The organism is Bacillus sp. 123MFChir2 (assembly GCF_000383235.1).
In the GTDB taxonomy this organism is placed as follows: Bacteria; Bacillota; Bacilli; order Bacillales; family Bacillaceae_G; genus Bacillus_A.
In genome coordinates this window covers 67,127-90,261 of the sequence record NZ_KB910935.1, presented here as the reverse complement: position 1 = coordinate 90,261, position 23,135 = coordinate 67,127, and the positions used below count along the sequence as shown (strand labels likewise).

Genomic DNA, 23,135 nt, shown 5'->3' with positions numbered 1-23,135 from the left:
GAGTAGGACGTTGCCAGGCTTATATTATTCCGCAGTAGCTCAGTGGTAGAGCTATCGGCTGTTAACCGATCGGTCGTAGGTTCGAGTCCTACCTGCGGAGCCATATGCTTCCATAGCTCAGCTGGTAGAGCACTTCCATGGTAAGGAAGAGGTCACCGGTTCAAGCCCGGTTGGAAGCTTGTGAGAAGTATCATTTTTTTTGGCCCGTTGGTCAAGTGGTTAAGACACCGCCCTTTCACGGCGGTAACACGGGTTCGAATCCCGTACGGGTCACCACTTTTGGAGGATTAGCTCAGCTGGGAGAGCACCTGCCTTACAAGCAGGGGGTCGGCGGTTCGATCCCGTCATCCTCCACCATATATATTTAAATGTCGGAGGGGTAGCGAAGTGGCTAAACGCGGCGGACTGTAAATCCGCTCCTTCGGGTTCGGCAGTTCGAATCTGCCCCCCTCCACCATTTTAAAAACAACCTTACAAGGGTTTATTTTTTTGGTGAGACGAGCAAAATAGTAAATATCAATGGGCTATAGCCAAGCGGTAAGGCAACGGACTTTGACTCCGTCATGCGCTGGTTCGAATCCAGCTAGCCCAGCCATTTAAGAGCCATTAGCTCAGTTGGTAGAGCATCTGACTTTTAATCAGAGGGTCGAAGGTTCGAGTCCTTCATGGCTCACCATTTTTGCGGAAGTAGTTCAGTGGTAGAATACAACCTTGCCAAGGTTGGGGTCGCGGGTTCGAATCCCGTCTTCCGCTCCAACTTGGGGCCTTAGCTCAGCTGGGAGAGCGCCTGCCTTGCACGCAGGAGGTCAGCGGTTCGATCCCGCTAGGCTCCATATAGTTAAAAAAGCTTGAAGTCGAATAATAGACTTCAGGCTTTTTTTGTTTATCCCGCTATTCGTGGGCAGTAAGGTGGGGGAGAAAAAACTCACTGATGGTTATTTTCACTTTATATAAATCCAATTTCACTTTTTTTACATGTAAGCCCCTACTTGCTTTCCCCTTTTGTTTTAAACCTTGCATGTGACAGGAAAAGGTCCTGATCTCTGCATGGCCAGATGCTCGTACCTCCTAAAAAAGAAAGGTTTTTTATGCCGTTTTTTAATTTTAATTTATATATTTTTGATGACTTCAACTTTAATATTGAAGATGAAGGGAGCTGTTTCATGTGAAGGTTATTATAGCGTCTGATTCATATAAAGAAAGTTTAACGGCTTTGGAAGTATGTGAAGCAGTAGAAAAAGGATTTCGCTCTATATACCCAGAGGCAGAGTATATAAGAATTCCTATTGCAGATGGCGGAGAAGGGACGGTACAAGCACTTGTTAATGCAACGCAAGGAGAAATCGTGACTCTTCCCGTGACAGGTCCGTTAGGAAACGTAGTGGAAGGGTTTTACGGCCTCTCCTCGGATAAACAGACCGCTTTTATTGAAATGGCCGCTGCTTCTGGTTTACATCATGTTCCACTTGAGAAAAGGAATCCATTTGTAACGACAACAAGAGGAACGGGAGAACTCATTTTACACGCATTACAGCAAGGGGTCCGTCGCATCACTTTAGGACTTGGAGGAAGTGCTACAAACGATGGAGGAGCAGGAATGTTATCCGCGTTAGGCGTCCGTTTTTTTGATAGCAATAATTGTACTATAGAGCCAAATGGAGGGAATTTAGACTCTATTACTTATTTTGATATATCACAGTTAGATTCTCGTTTAGCGCGGGTTAGCATTGAAGCAGCTTGTGACGTTACGAATCCTTTAACTGGGATGACAGGGGCAACGTTTATGTTTGGCAGACAAAAAGGAGCTACAGACGAGATGATAGAGCGGTTAGATTGCAATTTGAAGCATTATGCTAGGTTGATTAAACAAACTCTTCATGTTGATATTGAATTTGTTCCAGGAGCAGGTGCTGCGGGAGGACTTGGAGCGGCTATTGTTGCTTTTTTACATGGTACGCTTAGAAAAGGTATTGATATTGTACTTGATTACACGAATTTTAATGCTCATTTGAAAGATGCAGATTTAGTGATTACAGGAGAAGGAAGAATTGATGAACAGACGGTCTATGGAAAAGCGCCTATAGGAGTAGCAAAACGAGCTAAAGAGCATAATCTTCCTGTTATTGCAATTGCCGGAGCTGTCCACCCAAATCATACTCCAATTTACGAAGAGGGCATTGATGCTGTATTTAGCATCGTTTCAGGAGCAATGACATTAGAAGAAGCGTATGAAATGGGAAAAGAAAATATTTATACTACAGCACGAAATATTGCAGCTGTATGGAAACTAGGATTACAAAATCGTCCCTACTCGTAAGGGACGATTTTTTTATGCATATTTTAGCGGAAAATTCTCACTTTGTGGCTTCCTTGTATTGTATTAAGTGTATATAAATACAAAAAAATGTCTAGTTGAGTCAGATAATATAAAAGATTTAAAATATTTAGTGAAAGCATAAAAGGGGGAATCATCTATGAATAAAGAAATTTCAATTGTGGGAGTACCAATGGATTTAGGACAAATGCGTCGTGGTGTTGATATGGGCGCGAGCGCGATTCGTTATGCTGGAGTTGTTGAAAGAATTGAAAATATAGGATATAACGTAGAAGACTTAGGGGATATATGTATTGAAAGAGAAGTTCAAATAAATGAAAATGAAAAATTACGAAATCTTGAACAAGTTGTAAAAGTATGTCATGAGCTAGCAAGTAAAGTGGATAGCATTATTGAGAAGAAAAGCTTTCCACTTGTATTAGGCGGCGATCATAGCATTGCGATTGGAACGCTTGCTGGTATTGCGAAACATTATAAAAATCTTGGTGTGATTTGGTACGATGCACATGGAGATTTAAATACAGAGGAAACATCTCCGTCTGGGAACATTCATGGTATGTCATTAGCTGCAAGTTTAGGATATGGTCATCCATCACTTGTTAATTTATATGGTGAGTATCCGAAAGTGAAAAAAGAAAACGTAGTTATTATTGGTGCGCGTTCTTTAGATGATGGAGAGAAAGAGTTTATTCGTAAAGAAGGTATTAAAGTTTTCACTATGCATGAAATTGATCGCATGGGAATGACAGCGGTTATGGAAGAAACAATGGCATACTTATCACATACAGATGGCGTACATTTATCTTTAGATTTAGATGGCCTTGATCCACATGATGCACCTGGTGTGGGTACACCAGTTGCTGGTGGTTTATCGTATCGTGAAAGTCATTTAGCGATGGAAATGCTAGCGGAGTCTGGTATGATTACGTCTGCTGAATTTGTGGAAGTGAATCCAATTTTAGATGAAAAAAATAAAACTGCAATTGCAGCTGTAGCGTTAATGGGTTCTTTATTTGGCGAAAAGTTAAAATAATTTTAAAAAAGCGAAAAAGCAGCTGAAAAGCTGTTTTTTTTGCTATAAAATAAAGATACAGCGACACATTATGTTTAGAATCATTTCTTGAAGTCTGACATCTAGCAACTACATGTCAGGTCTAGAAATGTGGTTTGAAATTGTGGTTCGTATAATGTATGTTATAATTAATTTGTTGTTGTAAATTACATATAGATGGAGGAAGGGTCAGAATGCCTTTTGGAGATATAAATGTTATTTTTAAATATCTCAGCACTATAGTAGATATCGCCCTTGTGTGGTTTGTTATATATAAATTGATTCTTGTAATCCGTGGTACAAAAGCTGTTCAGCTTTTAAAAGGAATTACAGTAATTATTATTGTTCGTATTTTAAGTAATTTCTTTGAATTGCATACACTGCAATGGCTTATGGATCAAGCATTAACTTGGGGATTTTTAGCAATTATTATCATTTTCCAACCAGAGTTAAGACGTGCTCTTGAGCAGCTTGGACGGGGAAGTTTATTTTCACGTGGAGGCAATCAAGAGGAAAATGAACATGAATCGGTTGTAAACGCTGTTGTAAAGGCAACAGAATATATGGGGAAACGTCGTATTGGTGCACTTATTACAATGGCGAGAGAAACTGGTATGGGGGATTATGTTGAAACAGGAATCCCGCTAAATGCAAATATTTCATCAGAGTTATTAATTAATATTTTTATACCAAATACTCCGCTGCATGATGGTGCAGTAATTATGCAAGGAAATATTATTAGAGCAGCTGCTTGTTATTTACCATTATCAGAAAGTCCGTTCATTTCTAAAGAATTGGGAACACGTCATCGTGCGGCAATGGGTGTAAGTGAAGTAACAGATAGCTTAACAATTGTTGTATCAGAAGAAACAGGACACATTTCTTTAACAAAAAACGGCGAGTTACATCGTGATTTAAAAAGTGAACAATTAAAGGAACTGCTTATGAAAGAGTTAGGCGGAAACGTAAAACAGTCTTCTTCGTCTTTATGGAATTGGAGGAGAAAACGTCATGGATAAGTTAATGGATAATCATTGGTTTTTAAGAGGAATTGCATTATTATTAGCAATTATGCTCTACATGTCAACAAACATAGATAAAAATGCATCAGATAATTTTAATCCATCGCCTTTTCCAGTAGGAGATACAACAGAAACAATATCTGGGGTTCCAGTATCTGCATATTATGATGAAGATAAGTATATTGTAAGTGGAATTCCTGAAAAAGTCAGCGTCACACTTGAAGGGCAAAATAACGTTGTAGCGGCAGCTAAAGTAAAACGACAGTTTGAGGTATTTGTTAATTTACGTGGTTATACACCGGGAACATATGAAATTCCTTTAAAATATAGCGGAGTTCCAAATAATTTACATTTAAAAGTTCAGCCAGCGAAAATACAAGTTACCATTAAAAAGAAAGAAGTAAAATCTTTCCCTGTACAAGTGAAATATTTAAATGAGAATCAGGTGCAGAAAGGAACGGTTATAGATAAACCGATTGTTAAACCAGGCACTGTAGAAGTAGCCGGTACAACAGAGGAACTTTCACAAATTTCTCTTGTGCGGGCATATGTTGACTTGAAAGGTATTAACAAAACAGTGACAAAAGAAGCAAAAATTGTATTGTATGATAAAGACGGGAATCAGTTAGATTTGAAAACAGGTTCTTCCACTGTCAATGTCACTGTACCAGTTTCATCACCTGAAAAAACAGTTTCCCTAGGCGTCACGAAAAAGGGAAGTTTACAAGAAGGTATAACTGTAACGAGCATAAAAGTTGAACCGAATGAAGTGCAGATTTATGGTTCGAAAGACGTACTTGATAATATTACATCTCTTGAGGGCATCGAAGTCGACTTAAGTAAAATTACAGAGTCAACTACCTTTGATGCCTCTGTTTCTTTGCCTAAAGGTGTCACAAAGTCGGATCCTAGCCAAGTAAAAGTGACAGTTGAGGTACAAAAACAACAGAGAAAAACAATAACTGACATCCTTTTACAGGTAAATGGGTTATCAGATGTATTAACAATGAAATTTTCTGATCCACAAAATGGGAAAATTAGTGTTGATGTTTCTGGGGATGCAAGTATTATACAAAAGGTAAGTGCGGATCAGATTAAAGCATCCATAAATGTAGGAAATATGAGTGCAGGAACACATGACGTTCCAATTCAAATTAGCGGTCCCAATAATGTCACATTAGAATTAAAACAAAAGAATGCGAAAGTAGAGCTTGCAAAGAAGCAAGATACAGGGCATGAAGTACAAGGGCAGCCAGAGCAGCCAACGAATAAAGGAAATGAGCAAGAAAAAAGGAGCGAATAGCAATGGGAAAATATTTTGGTACTGACGGCGTACGAGGTGTTGCGAATGAAGAATTAACGCCTGAATTAGCATTTAAGATTGGTCGATTTGGTGGTTATGTATTAACGAAAAATACAGAGCGTCCAAAAGTCATTATTGGCCGTGATACACGTGTGTCTGGACATATGTTAGAAGGTGCTTTAGTAGCTGGACTATTATCAATTGGGGCAGAAGTAATGCGCCTTGGTGTTATTTCTACTCCTGGGGTTGCTTATTTAACGAAAGTGTTAGATGCACAAGCTGGTGTGATGATTTCTGCATCTCATAACCCTGTACAAGATAATGGAATTAAGTTTTTTGGTCCAGACGGTTTTAAATTAACAGACGAGCAAGAGGAAGAAATTGAAGCGTTATTAGATAAAGAAGTAGATGAACTTCCACGTCCTGTTGGTACAGCTTTAGGCCAAGTAAATGACTATTTTGAAGGCGGACAAAAATACTTACAATACATTAAACAAACTGTAGATGAAGATTTCTCTGGCCTACATATTGCGTTAGATTGCGCACACGGTGCAACATCTTCTCTAGCACCGTATTTGTTTGCTGATTTAGAAGCTGACATTTCAACAATGGGAACATCGCCAAACGGCATGAATATTAACGATGGTGTAGGTTCTACGCATCCTGAGGTATTAGCTGCGTTTGTGAAAGAAAAAGGTGCTGATATTGGTTTAGCATTTGACGGAGATGGTGACCGTTTAATTGCTGTTGATGAAAAAGGAAATGTTGTAGATGGCGATCAAATTATCTACATATGTGCAAAATATATGAACGAATCTGGAAAATTAAAACATAACACAGTTGTTTCAACAGTTATGAGTAATTTAGGCTTTTATAAAGCGGTAGAAGCGAATGGTATTACAAGTAATCAAACAGCTGTTGGTGACCGTTACGTAATGGAAGAGATGAAACGTGGTGGTTATAATCTCGGCGGGGAACAGTCTGGTCATATTATCTTCTTAGATTACATTACAACTGGGGATGGCATGTTAAGTGCACTTCAACTTGTAAATATTATGAAAATGACGAAAAAATCATTATCTGAGCTTGCGAGTGAAATGAAAAAGTTCCCTCAATTACTTGTGAATGTTCGCGTAACAGATAAAAAACAAGCATTAGAAAATGAAAAAATTAAAGAAATCATACGTGTTGTAGAAGAAGAGATGGATGGAGATGGTCGTATTCTTGTTCGTCCTTCTGGTACAGAGCCATTAATTCGTGTTATGGCAGAAGCGCCAACACAAGATCTTTGTGACCAATACGTAAGCCGCATTGTAGAGGTTGTGAAAGCAGAAGTTGGAGCTGAATAATAGTCGGATATTATTACAAAAAAAGAGCACATTTTGTGCTCTTTTTGCATATACTTGTTATCTACAATGGAAAAATTCCATTGACGATTTATTCCATTTGTTATAAGATGGTTTTGTTCTTTTTCTCAGCAAAATAGATTGAAGTAAGAAGCGCCAGAACTACCTGCAATGTAGTTGACGAGGAGGAGTTTATCGAGATTTCGGCGGATGGCTCCCGGTTGTTCATCATAACCGAAAGCTTTTACTTAAAGCATTGAGGTGACTCAATGGACAAAGGTGAAAGTGTGATGAGAGAAAAGGAACGGATTATACTAGCAGTAAGAAGCATACAGACTGAAACCAAAATGAGAGGAAGGTGAAAGTCGTTACAAGCTTACAAAGCTAGCGATATGTAAATCCGTTTTTTTATGTGTAAAAATAAGATCGGGCTATGTCGTTATATGTTTATGAAAGAGCATAAGCATATTGTAACGGCGACTAATTATGTGTGGAATCGTAGGATTTATTGGGGAACAAGATGCAAAGGAAATTTTATTAAAAGGGTTAGAGAAGCTTGAATACCGCGGATACGACTCAGCTGGTATTGCAGTGCAGGCAGCAAACGGTGTTGTTGTATTTAAAGAAAAAGGCCGCATTGCAAAACTTCGTGAAATTGTGGATGAAAATGTAGCAGCTAACGTGGGAATCGGTCATACACGTTGGGCAACTCATGGCGTTCCAAGTCAGGTGAACGCACATCCGCACCAAAGCACTACAGAGCGCTTTACCCTTGTGCATAACGGTGTAATTGAAAACTACGAGTTATTAAAGAATGAATATCTTCAAGATGTAAACTTTGTAAGTGAAACAGATACAGAAGTAATCGTTCAGCTTGTAGAAAAACAAGTGAAAACTGGTTTGACGGTAGAAGAAGCATTCCGTAAAACATTAACACTATTACACGGTTCGTATGCATTAGCATTACTTGATGCAGAAAACCCAGACATGATTTATGTTGCTAAAAATAAAAGCCCGCTATTAGTGGGTACTGGAGATAACTTTAATGTTGTTGCAAGTGATGCAATGGCAATGCTACAAGTTACAGATCAATTTATCGAACTAATGGATAAAGAAATGGTTCTTGTAACAAAAGAAAAGATTACAATTCAAAATTTACAAGGTGAAACGATTGATCGTGCACCATTTACAGCAGAATTAGATGCAAGTGACATTGAAAAAGGAACATATCCTCATTTCATGCTAAAAGAAATTGATGAGCAACCACTTGTTATTCGTAATATTATTCAAAAGTATCAAAATGAAGATGGCGAAATTGAACTTGATGCAGAAATTCGCGATGCAATTTTAGCTAGCGATCGTGTGTATATTATCGCATGCGGAACAAGTTATCATGCAGGTCTTGTTGGAAAACAATTCATTGAAACTTTTGCAAAAGTACCAGTAGAAGTACATGTAGCAAGTGAATTCTCTTACAACATGCCATTATTAACAGAAAAACCATTCTTCATTTACATTTCACAAAGTGGTGAAACTGCAGATAGCCGCGCAGTACTTGTACAAACAAATGAAATGGGACATAAAGCATTAACAATTACAAACGGACCAGGCTCTACACTATCTCGTGAAGCGAATTATACATTGCCATTATATGCTGGCCCAGAAATTGCTGTAGCTTCTACGAAAGCATATACAGCACAGCTTGCAGTACTTGCAATCTTAGCGGCTGACATTGCAAAAGCAAAAGGTTTAGCACTTGGCTTTGATTTAATCAAAGAACTAGGTCTTGTTGCAAACGCAATGGAAGTACTTTGCGACCAAAAAGATGAAATGGATGCAATTGCGAAAGAATACTTAGCAACAACACGTAACTGTTTCTTCATTGGCCGCAGCGTTGACTTCTACGTTGGTTTAGAAGGTGCATTAAAGCTAAAAGAAATCTCTTACATCCAAGCAGAGGGCTTTGCTGGAGGAGAGTTAAAACACGGCACAATCGCGTTAATTGAACAAGGTACACCAGTTATTGCGCTTGCTACGCAAGAACACGTAAACCTTGGTATTCGTGGTAACGTAAAAGAAGTAGCTGCACGCGGAGCAAACCCTTGCATCATCGCAATGAAAGGCTTAGAAATGGAAGGCGATCGCTTCATCGTACCAGCTGTACACGAGGCACTAGCACCGCTTGCAGTAGTCATTCCATTACAGTTAATCTCATACTATGCAGCACTTCACCGTGAGTGTGACGTTGATAAACCGCGTAACTTGGCTAAGTCGGTGACGGTTGAGTAAGAGTTATAGATTTGAAATAAGGTTGTGTGGATTTGAAATAAAGATTAACTGTTTATAAAAAAGATTAACCGTTTTGAAAAAAGTTTAACTGTTTATAAAAAAGTTGCACCGTTTTACCCCTTTAGATATGATTGTCTAAAGGGGTGTTTTTATGTCCAAAAGAAAAAGAACATCTGAAATTGAAAAGTGGATTAAACAAGGTCGAGGTTCAGGGATAGGCGCAGATTATAAACCGTGGCTAAAAATTCAGGATGTCTCCTCTCTAGGTCGTTCAACTCGTTTGAAAGGAATAAAAACGAGTAGGCAACATGAATTTTTATCGGATTTAGAACGAAACTATTTTTATTTAACTGAACATTCCGATTTTATTATTGATATTCGGGAGCAATTTCCTTTACTACCGTTGGAAGAAACAATTGTCATTGCAGATGAGTTAGGTATTGAGCATTCTACTGATCCTAAAACTGGTGAACCAATTGTGATGACAACGGATTTTTTATTATCTCTTGATAAAGGTCAAGGCATCATTGAAGTTGCTCGTACTATCAAAATGAAAGATGAATTACTAAAGGAACGAGTACTTGAGAAGTTCGAAATTGAGCGGGAGTATTGGCTACGTAGAGATATTGATTGGGGTATTGTAACGGAAGAAGAAATTCCAAAAACAATGGCGAGAAATATTAGCTATATCCATGATTACTATGACATTCGAGATTATGATGTCTTCCAAGAAATGAGTGCGCAGCTTATTGAAGATTTATCTTTGTCCTTGATGCAAAGATTACTAAATGATTCACGTAGTGTCCGTATGATTACAAGTGAATTTGATACAGATACACATTTACCTTTTGGCAGTGGTGTGACCCTTTTTTATCATTTGCTTGCTCGAAAAATTATAGTGATAGATATGCTTAAACCACTAAATTTAGAGGAGCCTATTGATATTAAGTTGATTGATGAAAGTAAGCTGAAGAAGGTGAAGCATGGATGATTTATATTAACCAAGTTCTTCAATATACAGCAGACTCTAAGCGTATTCGTATTATTGAGATAAAAGAGCCATTTGTATTTATGGTTGACATAGATGCAATTAGTTCTATGCCTAAAAGGGAATTATATTCAAATTTATTGACAGAATTGCAACAAGGACACTTGCTTGTAATTAGTGATCCATTTGCAAAAGGAATAATAGATACCGAGTTAACTAATCGACAAATACAAAAAAGAGAAGAAGGTTGGTCTATTATTCAACAATATTGTCTTAATCATATGGAAGCTCTACTTCAAAAAAGTGGACGAGAGAAGAAAATAAAGGAAATTGCTAAGGAAGGTGGTACAAGTCCAACCAAAATAAAGAAACTTCTCAGTCGTTATTGGCAGCGTGGCATGAATAAGAACGCGATGTTACCAGACTATGCAAACTCAGGTGGTAAGGGGAAAACAAAGACATTAATGAAATCTAAAGTAGGACGCCCTCGAAGAGTAAATATTAGTGGAAATTATCAAACGGGTATCAATATTACTAATGAAGTGAAGTTGCAATTTGAGCACGCCATTAACAAGTACTATCGCAAAACAAATAATTATTCACTAACAGACGTATACCATTTTATTTTGCGTGATTTCTACTCAGACCGCTATAAAGATAATATGGAAATGAAATACCATGTTTGGGATGCTAGTCGAATACCTTCTTATAATCAGTTTTACTATTGGTTTAAAAAACTAGAGGATCCGAAAAAAGATATTCAATTCCGTAAGAGTGCCAAGGAATTTGAGTCTAAACATAGACCAATTTTAAGTGATTCGAAATCTGAAACAAACGGTCCAGGAACGCGTTTTCAAGTTGATGCAACAATCGCAGACATTTACTTAGTTAGTTCCTTGGATGTAAATAAAGTCATTGGTAGGCCAGTTATTTACGCTGTAATCGATGTGTATTCTCGTATCGTTACAGGATTATATGTCGGATTAGAAGGTCCATCATGGATCGGAGCGATGATGGCTTTAGATAATATGATCACTAATAAAGTGGGATTTTGTAAGCGGTATGGGATTGAAATACTTGAGGAGCAATGGCCTACATATCACTTACCTGAGATTATTATTGCTGATCGGGGCGAGTTTGAAGGCTACTCTGTTGAAAATCTAATTAATAATTTAAATATCAAAATTGAAAATACAACTGCTTATCGAGGGGATTTAAAAGGAATTGTAGAACGTAAATTTCGTACATTGAATGGCAAGGTGAAACAAAAGGCACCAGGTGCCATTCAAAAGGAATATCGTGAGCGTGGAGATAGAGATTATCGCTTGGATGCGACTTTAAATCTTAAGGAATTCACAGCAATAATTATTACGCTGGTGCTTCATCACAACCATAAAATCGTTGATAAATATCCAATGGAAAAAGAAATGATTACAGATGGTTTAGTACCAAATCCAATCAATTTATGGAACTGGGGAATTCAAAACCGTAAGGGCAGATTAAGAACTGTTGATAGAAATATTCTAAGGCTAAATGTTTTACCCCGGGGAAACGCTACTATTTCTAGAGCTGGTATTAAATTTAAAAACCTATTATATAGTTCAAAGCAAGCAATTGAAGAACAATGGTATTTAAAACTTAAGAACAGAAGTATCGAGATAGTTTATGATCCACGTAACGTAGAGAAAATTTATATTCCGCATGATAATGGGGTGGATTTCGAGTCTTGTATTTTACTTGAGCCAAGTCAACAATATCGCAACGACTTCTTAGAAGAAATTATTTTCCAACAACAATTACGAAGTGAATTGGAAGAGATCGAACGTTCCAATCAAATACAGCTGACGATTAATACAGATGCAAAGATGGATGAAATCATTAAAAAAGCAAAGAAAAAGAAACAACAATCTGTAAACGAATCTACTAGCAAAAGAGAAAAAATTGCATCTATTAGAGAAAATAAAAATACGGAAAAGCAGTTAAATAGACAACAAGAAAAGTTTGATTTGTCACCAGCGGCTGTTAGTGAGAAAGCAGAAGTAATTGATTTTTCTACAAAAGAAAAGGTACAAAGTGAGCTATCTAAAAAGTCTAGCTCTCGCCTAATGGAAAAATTAAAGAAAAAGCGAGATGAGAAGTTTGGAAAAGACGAATAATCTTGTCCTTAAAGGTGATTTTGAGGAAGCTAATTACAAAGAGCAGGCTTTATCTGAGTATGACAATAATCCCTTTATCGAAGCGCTCCCACCAATCTTCGATGAGGATGATGTGTTAGAACGATTTATGGTAACACCACGTATTACAGAGCAAGATAAACAAAGTGAAACGAATATTCGCTACCATGTGTTGAAGCGTGTAAAGAACTTCATTCAACCTTTGCCTATCCATTTTGAGGTAGAACGTCGCTTGTCGACTTTAATTCGTCGGGGTTACTTAGCACGTAATCCATTAGATAAAACATTTTTAGAGCGTATTCGGGTTTTACACCAGCTAAGAGAAGATGAAGTGGAAGCACATAAATATATTGATGAGCGATTAAATTATATTCGCTCCACAGCAGATAGTTTATCGATTATTGGCATTTCAGGTATTGGGAAAACAACAGCAATTGAGCGCTTGCTACTTATGTATCCGCAAGTTATTAAACATGAAGCTTACAAAGGACAACTGTTTAATCGTACACAAATTGTTTGGCTCAAAATCGATTGTCCATATGATGGCAGCTTATCTACAATGTGTAAAGGATTTTTCAAGGCGATTGATGATCTACTCGGTACTCGTTATTTGGAGAAGTATGGTTATTTAAATCGTGTTACATCAACGATGCTTTTACACATGACTTCCTTAGCAAGTATGTACGGTATCGGTGTGTTAGTTATTGATGAAATACAGCATTTACTACATTCAAAAAATGACCAAGAAGAGATGTTGAACTTTTTTGTTACATTATCAAATACAGTCGGTATCCCTACAGTGTTAATTGGTACTTCGAAGGCCCAACAATTATTTAAAGGAAACTTCCGTCAAGCTCGTCGCGCAGCAAGTGATGGTGCAATTATTTGGGATCGTATGGCTGAGGACAGTGAGGAATGGGAGTTCTTTTTAGAAACATTATGGGAGTTACAATGCTTAAAAACTCGTTCAGAACTTACTGGCGAAATTAAAAAGACGTTTTATGAAGAATGCCAAGGAATTACTTCGGTAGCTGTAAATTTGTTTATTCTAGCACAGGAGCGAGCGCTTTTTGATGAATCAAATGAAGATGAAACAATTACTTCTCGAGTGTTGAAGAAAACAGCTAAAGAGGATATGAAAATTATTCAGCCAATGCTTAATGCCATTCGTAAAAATGATTTGAAGGCAATGTATAAGTATGAAGATATTATGATTAATTTGGATGATTTGATGATAAACCATAAGCAAAATACAGAGTACGAGGGAAAAATCAAAGCCGCGATGAAAGAACGTCAAAATACGTTGCAATATAAGAGACAAGAGACGATTGAGAGTTTAAGTATTGAGGTTGCTTCGTTAGGAATTTTTGATGCTTTGAATGATACTGATATTAAGAAGTTAGTTACTAAGATTATTGAAAATAGTCCTATTGATGTAGAATATAGCATTTTAAAATTTGAAGCTGTTCGGGAAGCGATGGATAAGCAAAAGAAATTATCCGAAAGTCAGAAAAAAATAAATAAAATAGAATTATTACCGTTATTAGAATTAAGGAGGAAAGCACTTCAGAGTAATGAACATTCTTATGATTTTTTGAAATCAAAAGGATTTATAAAACAAGTATTACAAGAATTTTTTTAAACTTTCAATTGGAGGTAATAATGATGCAGAAAAAGGCAGTTAAAACAGAGGAAGAAATAGATATAAAAAACTTTAAGTTTATTTCAGGCATTTTAACTTTAATCGTAATCACAGGGGTTACATTTTTTATAACAAAAGTTGAATGGATTGGAAATGCGTATGCAATATTATCAATACTTTGGTTTAGTTTTGAGGGAAGTATTATCAAAAGCACAGCTAAGGCAGTTTTGAAAAAAGATATTTTAGCAACAATTTATGCAGATGCTCCTACTATATTGGCTTTTACAATATTATTTTACTCTATTACTGTATGGCCTACTTTTACGGGGAAAATTATAGCAACCTTACTATGTTTAGGATTTATGACTACAGTTAGATATTTGAGTAACTTAGCGATGAAAAACAAGGAATAAAATATTGGTATTTAGGAGGTCATATAAATGCTCCCCTTCTTTACTAATCCATATCCAGATGAATTGATGTATTCAGCGATTGCACGTTATCACTTTTATAGTGGAAATCTTGATTGTAAAGACACATTAGAAGAAGTGTTTCAAAGTCGTTCTGTGATTCCGAGTGTGGAGATTGGTAGTCATTTTGCTATATTAGCTGAGCAACTAGGCTCTAACTATTCTGTTAAGACTATACTAGCTAATCATACAATTTATCCTTATTATGCAATATTTTTAACAAAACAGCGTCAGCAAGAAATTTTACAAGACGTTGCTGGTAATGGACAAGCACTTTACACAAGACTTGGTATGATTGCAGGAAGTATTTGTAGAAAAGCTGGCCTCTATTATTGTGCAGAATGTACGAAAAGTGATGTAGAGCAATTTGGAGAACCATATATACATCGAAAGCATCAATTACAAGGCATTGATTACTGTCCCCACCATGAGGTGCAATTGAGAAAATACCCAGTAGATACAGCTAGCTGTATTGAATACATTCGCTTTGAGTTAAAGAATATGAATCTATCTTCTATTTATAAAAGTGACCCTTTTGCAAAAATTTCAATTTACTTATCAAAACAAGCATATAAATTATTGCAATTACCGTTGCAAAAATTTTCACGAGAAGATATTAAGTTGAAATACCGTGCGTTATTGTGTGAATTAAATCTGATTACAGTTTCGAATCGTGTACGCCAAAAAGAATTGTATCAAGCGTTTAAAAGTAAGTTCCCTAAAGGCTTTTTAGAAAAGTATGAGAGTACTCTAAATATAGCGGATGAGTATAACTGGTTAAAGATGATTACTCGTAATACAAATCGTCATGTACATCCTTTTAGGCATTTGTTAATGCTTTATTTCTTAGAACAGGATATAGATGACTTGGTGAATCAAAAGGCTCATGTAGCTCTGTTTGGTGCGGGGCCTTGGCCTTGTTTGAATAAAGCGGCAACACACTATAGAGACATGGTCATTCCTAGTGTTGAGGTTACAAGAGATTTTAAATCAACAGCTCTAATTGGTACATTCAACTGTTCATGTGGTTTTGTCTACGCAAGAAAAGGTCCTGATACATTTTTAGAAGACCGATTTCGTATAGGAAGAGTGAAAATATTTGGTGAAGTGTGGAAGTCAAAGCTTAAACAATTATCTAATAAGAACCTTAGTACAAGAGCAATTGCGAGGGAATTAGGAGTCGATTCCAAGACAGTTAAAAGATATTTAGAGGAACATGAGATAACAAATAATCAAGTGAAAATAGAGGATAAAGTGTTACTGGAACAGTATCGAAATGAGATGATAGAAGGTATACGGAAATTTCCTAATTTGTCTCGTACAGATTTGCGAGAGCTTTTTAAAAAGCAATATATGTTCTTATATCGACATGATAAAGAATGGTTGATGGAGAATTTGCCTATAAAACAAAAGAAGCTAGAGCCGACTAAAAAGATAGACTGGGATAAGAGAGATAGAGAATACGTTGTAAAAATAAAAGTGCTCTATAAAGAGTTACTGGCGGAAGAAAGGCCTATTCGAATAACGATTTCGGTATTAGGTAAACGATTAGGAATATTAGCGAACTTAGAGCGTCATTTAGATAAACTATTGCAAACGAAGGAATTATTAGAAGAAATAATTGAGTCAGTCGAGCAATTTCAAATTCGTCGTTGTTGTAAAGTGATTGACCAAATGATAACGATGGATGAACCAGTTATACTATGGCAAGTACAGCGTATAGCAGCAGTGAAAACGCATCATTTTCATGAAATAAAACCAAAGCTAGAAGAATATTTGAAAAGGAAACAGGATGTGAGTAACGATGAGCAAACAACAGGTTAAACTGAATAATTGGCCATTTGATGAAGGAGAGCAAGCACAATTAACTTGGATTAGCTCTCCTTTTTTGCAAGATAAAAAAACGATGATTTATGCGTATTTTAGAGCAAATGATAGGACTGAAAAATTATTAGTTGATTGGGGAACTTTGCCAGCTTTAGCTATTCAGCATTACTACATGAACGGCAACATTAGTCAAAGTATTCCTCCGTCAGGTATAGAAGAAGTTGAAATTAAAATTTATCCAAACACTGTGACCTATTCAGAAAGGGATTGGAGCATCTTTGGTACAAATGATAAAGATGTTTCGCGTAGTTTCACTGTTTCATACCAAAATAAAAAATATATCTTGCCCCTTATTGAAGTTGTGCGTAGTATTTTAGCACCAAATCGATTCTTATTATATCGTTTATTTGAAACGAATTCTTTTCCGCAATATTTTATTGAGCAATACGAGCCCAATAAGCTACATCTAGATTTTTCATCACAATATCATCGTAAGTATACGAAAGACTCCTACTTATTCCAGCTAGTATGGCTTTTAACAAATTCAGATCTAAGACAAGTATTCGAAAATGCCGCTTATGCCTTTATTAATACAGCAATCCTACAGTTTGATTGGTTATTCAAGCAACCTATTACTGTTATTACTGCTGTTAAATCAAGTGTAGCGGGAGGAACTATCCTTCGAATAAAGAGTGTTAAAAATAAAAAGATTCCTTATAAAGAGATATCATTTACTCATCCAGAGATAATTCAAAATGAAAGGACAAGCGAAGCTAAAAAATATGCATTTCATTCAAAGCGGAATGATGGTATAGGTGAATCTGAAATGAAATTAGATGAAGAAGCTGAGGGAACAACTGATGATTTTGATTTAATAGAAATGGATAATCAAATTCATGAATACGAAAAGCTTCCGAAGGTAACAAAAATTCGTAGAAATTCTAATAAGCAACGAACACAAGAAGATGAAAATACAAAACGTTATTTTATTGAGGATAATGGACGAAGATCTACCGCTGATGTTGGCGGTAATCAGCTTGCAAGAGGAATAGAAAATAAACCTTTATATGAGATACAGGCACAAGGCGAATTATTGGATTTTATTAATGTACTTAAGGTTTTAGAAGGTTATCCAGAAGTTAAAGCAATTAAAGTAATCACAGGTATATTACCAATGGGAAGCGAAAGGCGGAGATTTAGTTATTTAGATGATGGGATTGCAAAGCGTAAGTACATAGTAGCTAGTATAGAATTATTTAATGGAAGACAGTATGAAATTTTGGAAATCGAGCGAGAAAGTCGTTCTTTATCTATGCTGATATTGTCCGCAACTATCAGTGTGGAATGGCCTTCGATTATTCAAGACATGTTGTCGGGCTTAGTGGATAAAAGTGGTTTTTGGGCTAAGGAATTAATTATGGGGATAGAAAGAGAAGGTATTGTTGTAAAAAAAGCTAAACACAGTAAGAAAAGCGTTATACATAAAGCTAAATTGTTATTTGAAAAGCTATTTTGACAAATCGTATAATTTCCCATAGAACAAATTTAGTAATATACTTTATGGAATATTAATACAGAAATTCTTTTCGATGGTATGATTATTGATAGGTAAAGCTATTTTGAATATATAAAAGTGGATATGTGGGGGATGTGGAAGTGGGTTATCAGTCAGAAGCACAACTAGAAAATCATTTAGTTGAGCAATTGCAAAAACAAGGTTATGAAGCTGTTCAATTATCGGATTATGCAGCTGTATTAGCCAATTTTCGTGCGCAATTAAATAAGTTCAATGAGAAGAAATTAAATGGGCAACCGTTAACAGATAAAGAATTTAAGCGTGTGCTGGTTGCAACAGAAGATAAAAGTATTTATGAGTCTGCAAAAATCTTACGTGATAAATTGCTAATCGAGCGTGAAGATGGTACGGAGCTTTATTTAGAACTTATGAATACGAAACAATGGTGTAAAAACTTATTCCAGGTGACAACGCAAACGACAATGTTTGGCAAATACGAAAATCGTTACGACGTCACCGTTTTCATCAATGGGTTACCAATCGTCCAAATTGAGTTAAAGCGAAGAGGATTAGATTTTAAAGAAGCATTTAATCAAATTCAGCGTTACCGTCGCCATTCGTTCCAAGGGCTCTATCACTTCTTACAAATTTTTGTTGTAAGTAATGGCGTCGATACGAAATACTTCTCAAACTCTGATTATGATATTCAATTTGGTTTTACATTCTTCTGGTCAGATGAAGAAAACAATATTATTACGAACTTACAGGAGTTCACGAAAGCCTTTTTACAACCTTGTCATTTAGCGAAAATGGTAAGCCGCTATATGATTATTAACGATACCGATAAGGCCTTAATGGTCATGCGTCCTTATCAAGTATATGCGGTGGAAGCGTTAGTCAAACGTGCGACGGAGACGAATAATAACGGTTTTATTTGGCACACAACCGGTTCGGGTAAAACATTGACATCGTTTAAATCTGGACAAATTTTAGCGAATGAAGAAAGTATCAAAAAAGTATTCTTCTTAGTGGACCGTCAAGATTTAGATAGCCAAACGACTGCGGAATTTAATAAGTTTGAAAAAGGTTCTGTAGACCGCACAGATAAAACGGATGAATTAATTAAACAAATCAAAAATCCAATGAAGCGTTTTATCGTAACAACGATTCAAAAAATGAGTAACGCCGTTAAAAATCCACGTTATGAGAAAGTAATGGAGCCTTACAAGCAAGAGCATGTCGTCTTTATTATTGATGAATGTCATCGTAGCCAGTTTGGTGATATGCGTAAAGATATTGACCATCATTTCCAAAATGCACAATACTTTGGATTTACAGGTACGCCAAGATTTGAAGAAAATAAAAGCCAAGATGGTCGTACGACAGCAGATTTATTTGAAAAATGTTTACATCACTATTTAATTAAAGATGCGATTCGCGATGGAAACGTATTAGGCTTCTCAGTTGAATACATTAGCACGTTCCAATCGAAAGCAGATGAATTCGATGATACGAAAGTAGAAGGTATTGATACAGATGAGGTGCTACGCCATCCTACACGTTTAAATATGATTGCAGACCATATTATCGACAATCACCATCGTCGTGCGAAAAGTAAAGGATATTGCGGTATTTTTGCGGTTGATTCGATTCAAACGTTAATTAAGTACTATGACTTATTTAAAGCGAAGAATCATAACTTGAAAATTGCTGGGATTTATTCGTTTGGTGCGAATGAAGAAAGTGATGGAACAGAAGAACATTCACGTGAAGCATTGGACCGTATGATTGAGGACTATAATCAAATGGTTGGCACTGATTATTCAACCGATACATGGGACCGCTATTTCTCAGACGTATCGAAAAAAATGAAGCAAGCACAAATCGATATTTTATTAGTCGTAAATATGTTCTTGACGGGATTTGATAGTAAGCCACTCAATACATTATATGTCGATAAAAACTTGCAGTATCACAATCTATTGCAAGCTTATAGCCGTACAAACCGTGTAGAAAAGGCGACAAAACCTTATGGAAATGTCGTTTGTTACCGTAATTTGAAAGAGCAAACAGATGATACAATCCGTTTATTCTCTAAAACAGATTCGGTTGATGATGTCTTAATGCAAAATTATGATGCCTATCTAGCAAAATTTAAAGAAGCATTAGAAGAACTCAAAAAAGTTGCAGCATCGCCTGAACAAGTCGATGTACTTCAAACAGAAGAAGATCAGCGTGAATTTATTGTTGCTTTCAAAAACGTCACAAAAATGCTTCAACGTTTGCAATCATTTTCTGACTTTGAATTTGATGAAGATGAACTGCAAATTACAGAGCAATCTTACGAGGACTATAAAAGTAAGTACTTCAAAATCCATGATCGCTTGAAAAAAGAAGATCCACGTAAGGAATCTATCTTACAAGACATTGATTTTGAGTTAGAGTTAATGCATACAGATCGTATTAATGTAAGCTATATTATGAATTTAATCGCGAATTTAACAATGGATGATGAAAAAACACGTGATCAAGAAATTAAATTAATCAAGCAAGAATTAGATCATGCGTCTGATGAAAAATTACGTTTAAAAGTTGAACTAATTCATAATTTCTTAGATAAAATTGTGCCGCAACTCGGTACAAATGTATCCATTCTTGATGAATATTCAAAGTATGAAGAAGAAGTGCAAGAAGAAGAAATGAATACTTTTGCAAGTGAAGTAGGATTAGAGCAATCTGTTTTAAAAGAACAAGTGGCGACATATGAATATGCCAATATCATTGAAGATAGTACAATTATGGACCGTTTATCAGGTTCGTTCTTAAAGAAAAATAAGGCGATTAAAGCGATTAAAAGCTTTATTCATGAGCAAGTAGCAAAATATGGAGCATAGAAAAAAGAGAGGGGATCCCCCTCTTTTTTGTGTTATTTTAAAAAATATCAAAAAATAATGCATTTTAACTTGATATTATTTAAAATATCATTTAATATAATGACCAGAGGGGAGGTCATATGATGAAGTTAAGAGAATGTGCAGAAGTCACACAAGGCGTTTTTACAAATCGGATTGAAACGTCGAATTTGAATGAAGACAGTGTTCAACTGCAGTTAGTAACATTAAAAGAGTTCAATCATTTACTTGGAACCGATTATCGGATTTCCCAAGAAAAAGATCGCTCGATTTATGTGAAAAAAGAGAAGATTAAACAAGAAGTATTAACAGATACGAAAAGCCTTGTACTGCATACATTAACGCAAAAGGTTGTTTGGTTTCCTCCAGAATATCAAGGTCTATTGTTGACAAATAACTTTATGAAAATAAGCTTCTCGGAAGAAGTAGATGTGCATTTTATGGAGTGGTTATTTAATGAACATCCTTCGATTCAAAAACAAATTGCGCTATTTACAGAAGGAAGTATTATTTCTTCATTAAAGTTATCGAATGTAAAAGAAATTGAGCTTGTGCTTCCGACCATTGAAAAGCAACGAAAGCTTGGACAAATAGCACAATTAAAGAAGAAAAAGTCAGCGCTTTTAAAAGAAAAAGATACATTGGAACAATTATTTCTTCATCATCAAATGGTGAAGATCACAGAACAATAGGAGGTCATATAGATGACAACAAGTGAAAAACAACGCCAGCAGCAAACTGAGTTACATAAGAAGCTATGGGCAATGGCTAATGACTTACGAGGTCAAATGGATGCTTATGAGTTTAAAGATTATATTTTAGGATTGATTTTCTATCGCTATTTATCAGAAAAAGTAGAATCACGTGCAAATTCATTACTTGCGGAAGATGAATTAAACTTTGCGGAAGCTTGGGGAAATGAAGAATATCATGAAGATTTACAAGAGTATTTAATTAATGAATTAGGTTATGTCATCACACCTCAATATTTATTCTCTACATTCGTAAAAGAAATCGAATTAGGTGCGAATGGTAACTTTGATATTGAAATGCTTCAAAATGGTGTAAAAGCGATTGAAGCTTCTACAATGGGTGCAGATAGCCAAGAAGACTTTGAAAACTTATTTGATGATATGGATTTAAACTCATCAAAATTAGGGCGTACCGTAAAAGCACGTTCAGAACTAATTGCGAAAGTACTTGTGAATATTGCAGATATTCCATTTTTACAAGACGATGTGGAAATCGATGTACTTGGTGATGCCTATGAATATATGATTTCACAATTTGCTGCGAATGCAGGAAAAAAAGCCGGCGAGTTTTACACGCCACAACAAGTATCACGCATTTTAGCGAAAATCGTTACAGCTGGTAAAACAGAAATCAAAGATGTTTATGATGGTACGTGTGGATCTGGTTCACTGTTACTACGCGTAGGTAAAGAAGCAAAAGTTTATAACTACTACGGCCAAGAAAAAGTATCGACAACGTACAACTTAGCGCGTATGAATATGTTGCTACATGATATTCCATACCAACGCTTTGATATTAAAAATGCAGATACGTTAGAAGAACCACAGCACATGGATAAACGCTTTGAAGCAATCGTTGCCAATCCACCATATAGTGCAAAATGGAGTGCTGATGATAAATTCCAAGATGATGAACGTTTCAGTAATTACGCAAAATTAGCACCAAAATCAAAAGCTGACTTTGCATTCGTACAACACTTTATTCATCATTTAGATGATAACGGTACATTTGCAGTTGTATTACCACATGGTGTCTTATTCCGTGGTGCTGCAGAAGGTGTCATTCGTAAATATTTAATCGAAGAAAAAAACTATTTAGACGCAGTTATCGGTCTACCAGGGAATATTTTCTTCGGTACAAGCATTCCTACGTGTATTTTAGTGTTCAAAAAATGCCGTAAGCACGATGATAACGTTATGTTTATCGATGCTTCAAATGAGTTTGAAAAAGGTAAAAATCAAAACCATTTATCAGACGAACATGTTGAAAAAATCGTTGAGACATATTTAAATCGTGAAACAATTGATAAATACTCTTACGCCGCAACATTAGATGAGATCAAGGAAAATGACTATAACTTAAACATCCCTCGTTATGTAGATACATTTGAGGAAGAAGAACCAGTTGATTTAGAAGCAGTAGCAAAACGCCTTCAAGAAATCGATGAAGAAATCGCCAAAGTCGATGAAGAACTAGCTGCATACTTCAAAGAATTGGGGGTGTAGAG

General features: G+C 36.0%; 15 protein-coding genes and 9 tRNA genes. All 24 read left to right on the top strand.

Features of this window, described 5'->3' with window-relative positions; translation table 11 throughout:
• The first annotated feature begins 28 nt into the window (after positions 1–28).
• The 24 genes from H280_RS0109120 (at position 29) to H280_RS0109000 (ending at position 23,133) form a co-directional block, all read left to right on the top strand.
• Positions 29–103: transfer RNA gene (locus tag H280_RS0109120), tRNA-Asn, on the top strand.
• A gap of 3 nt (positions 104–106) precedes the next feature.
• A tRNA-Thr gene (locus H280_RS0109115) sits at positions 107–179 on the top strand.
• 22 nt (positions 180–201) lie between these two features.
• Positions 202–276, top strand: a tRNA-Glu gene (locus H280_RS0109110).
• Between the two features lie 5 nt (positions 277–281).
• A tRNA-Val gene (locus H280_RS0109105) sits at positions 282–357 on the top strand.
• A 16-nt stretch (positions 358–373) separates the two neighbouring features.
• Positions 374–457, top strand: a tRNA-Tyr gene (locus H280_RS0109100).
• 63 nt (positions 458–520) lie between these two features.
• Positions 521–595 (top strand) — tRNA-Gln (locus H280_RS0109095).
• Positions 596–600: 5 nt separating this feature from the next.
• Positions 601–676 (top strand) — tRNA-Lys (locus H280_RS0109090).
• Positions 677–681: 5 nt separating this feature from the next.
• Positions 682–756 (top strand) — tRNA-Gly (locus H280_RS0109085).
• A gap of 4 nt (positions 757–760) precedes the next feature.
• Positions 761–833: transfer RNA gene (locus H280_RS0109080), tRNA-Ala, on the top strand.
• Between the two features lie 332 nt (positions 834–1,165).
• Positions 1,166–2,317 carry a glycerate kinase gene (locus H280_RS0109075; RefSeq protein ID WP_020060809.1) on the top strand — a complete coding sequence of 384 codons (1,152 nt, stop codon included), beginning with the start codon at positions 1,166–1,168 and terminating at the stop codon, positions 2,315–2,317.
• A 157-nt stretch (positions 2,318–2,474) separates the two neighbouring features.
• Positions 2,475–3,368: an arginase gene (rocF, locus tag H280_RS0109070; protein ID WP_020060808.1), complete on the top strand. Its 894-nt coding sequence runs from the start codon at positions 2,475–2,477 to the stop codon at positions 3,366–3,368.
• Between the two features lie 212 nt (positions 3,369–3,580).
• The gene (gene cdaA, locus H280_RS0109065) at positions 3,581–4,405 is read left to right on the top strand and encodes a diadenylate cyclase CdaA (RefSeq protein ID WP_020060807.1); all 825 of its coding nucleotides are present in this window, start codon (positions 3,581–3,583) and stop codon (positions 4,403–4,405) included.
• Positions 4,398–5,711: a CdaR family protein gene (locus tag H280_RS23370; RefSeq protein WP_020060806.1), complete on the top strand. Its 1,314-nt coding sequence runs from the start codon at positions 4,398–4,400 to the stop codon at positions 5,709–5,711. Before cdaA ends, H280_RS23370 begins: the two co-directional genes overlap by 8 nt.
• Positions 5,712–5,713: 2 nt before the next feature.
• Positions 5,714–7,060, top strand: coding sequence for a phosphoglucosamine mutase (glmM, locus tag H280_RS0109055; protein ID WP_020060805.1), 1,347 nt, complete (start codon positions 5,714–5,716; stop codon positions 7,058–7,060).
• Positions 7,061–7,543: 483 nt separating this feature from the next.
• Complete coding sequence (gene glmS / locus H280_RS0109045) at positions 7,544–9,346, top strand: glutamine--fructose-6-phosphate transaminase (isomerizing) (protein WP_020060803.1); 1,803 nt, start codon at positions 7,544–7,546, stop codon at positions 9,344–9,346.
• 151 nt (positions 9,347–9,497) lie between these two features.
• Positions 9,498–10,337 carry a heteromeric transposase endonuclease subunit TnsA gene (locus tag H280_RS0109040; protein WP_020060802.1) on the top strand — a complete coding sequence of 280 codons (840 nt, stop codon included), beginning with the start codon at positions 9,498–9,500 and terminating at the stop codon, positions 10,335–10,337.
• Positions 10,334–12,490: a Mu transposase C-terminal domain-containing protein gene (locus H280_RS0109035; RefSeq protein WP_020060801.1), complete on the top strand. Its 2,157-nt coding sequence runs from the start codon at positions 10,334–10,336 to the stop codon at positions 12,488–12,490. The genes H280_RS0109040 and H280_RS0109035 overlap by 4 nt, the downstream gene beginning before the upstream one ends.
• Positions 12,465–14,150, top strand: a complete 1,686-nt coding sequence (locus H280_RS0109030) for an ATP-binding protein (protein ID WP_020060800.1) — start codon at positions 12,465–12,467, stop codon at positions 14,148–14,150. Before H280_RS0109035 ends, H280_RS0109030 begins: the two co-directional genes overlap by 26 nt.
• Positions 14,151–14,170: 20 nt before the next feature.
• Entirely contained in the window at positions 14,171–14,563 is a 393-nt protein-coding gene (locus tag H280_RS0109025; protein WP_155894985.1) for a hypothetical protein, read from the top strand.
• A gap of 27 nt (positions 14,564–14,590) precedes the next feature.
• A complete protein-coding gene (locus H280_RS0109020) occupies positions 14,591–16,444 on the top strand; it encodes a TnsD family Tn7-like transposition protein (protein ID WP_020060798.1) in 1,854 nt (617 codons plus the stop codon).
• Positions 16,425–17,963, top strand: coding sequence for a Tn7-like element transposition protein TnsE (locus H280_RS0109015; protein WP_020060797.1), 1,539 nt, complete (start codon positions 16,425–16,427; stop codon positions 17,961–17,963). The genes H280_RS0109020 and H280_RS0109015 overlap by 20 nt, the downstream gene beginning before the upstream one ends.
• 140 nt (positions 17,964–18,103) lie before the next feature.
• Complete coding sequence (locus H280_RS0109010) at positions 18,104–20,857, top strand: type I restriction endonuclease subunit R (RefSeq protein WP_020060796.1); 2,754 nt, start codon at positions 18,104–18,106, stop codon at positions 20,855–20,857.
• Positions 20,858–20,976: 119 nt separating this feature from the next.
• Positions 20,977–21,567: a restriction endonuclease subunit S gene (locus H280_RS23365; protein ID WP_231401774.1), complete on the top strand. Its 591-nt coding sequence runs from the start codon at positions 20,977–20,979 to the stop codon at positions 21,565–21,567.
• Between the two features lie 12 nt (positions 21,568–21,579).
• Positions 21,580–23,133, top strand: coding sequence for a type I restriction-modification system subunit M (locus tag H280_RS0109000; RefSeq protein WP_020060794.1), 1,554 nt, complete (start codon positions 21,580–21,582; stop codon positions 23,131–23,133).
• The last annotated feature ends 2 nt before the right edge of the window (positions 23,134–23,135 follow it).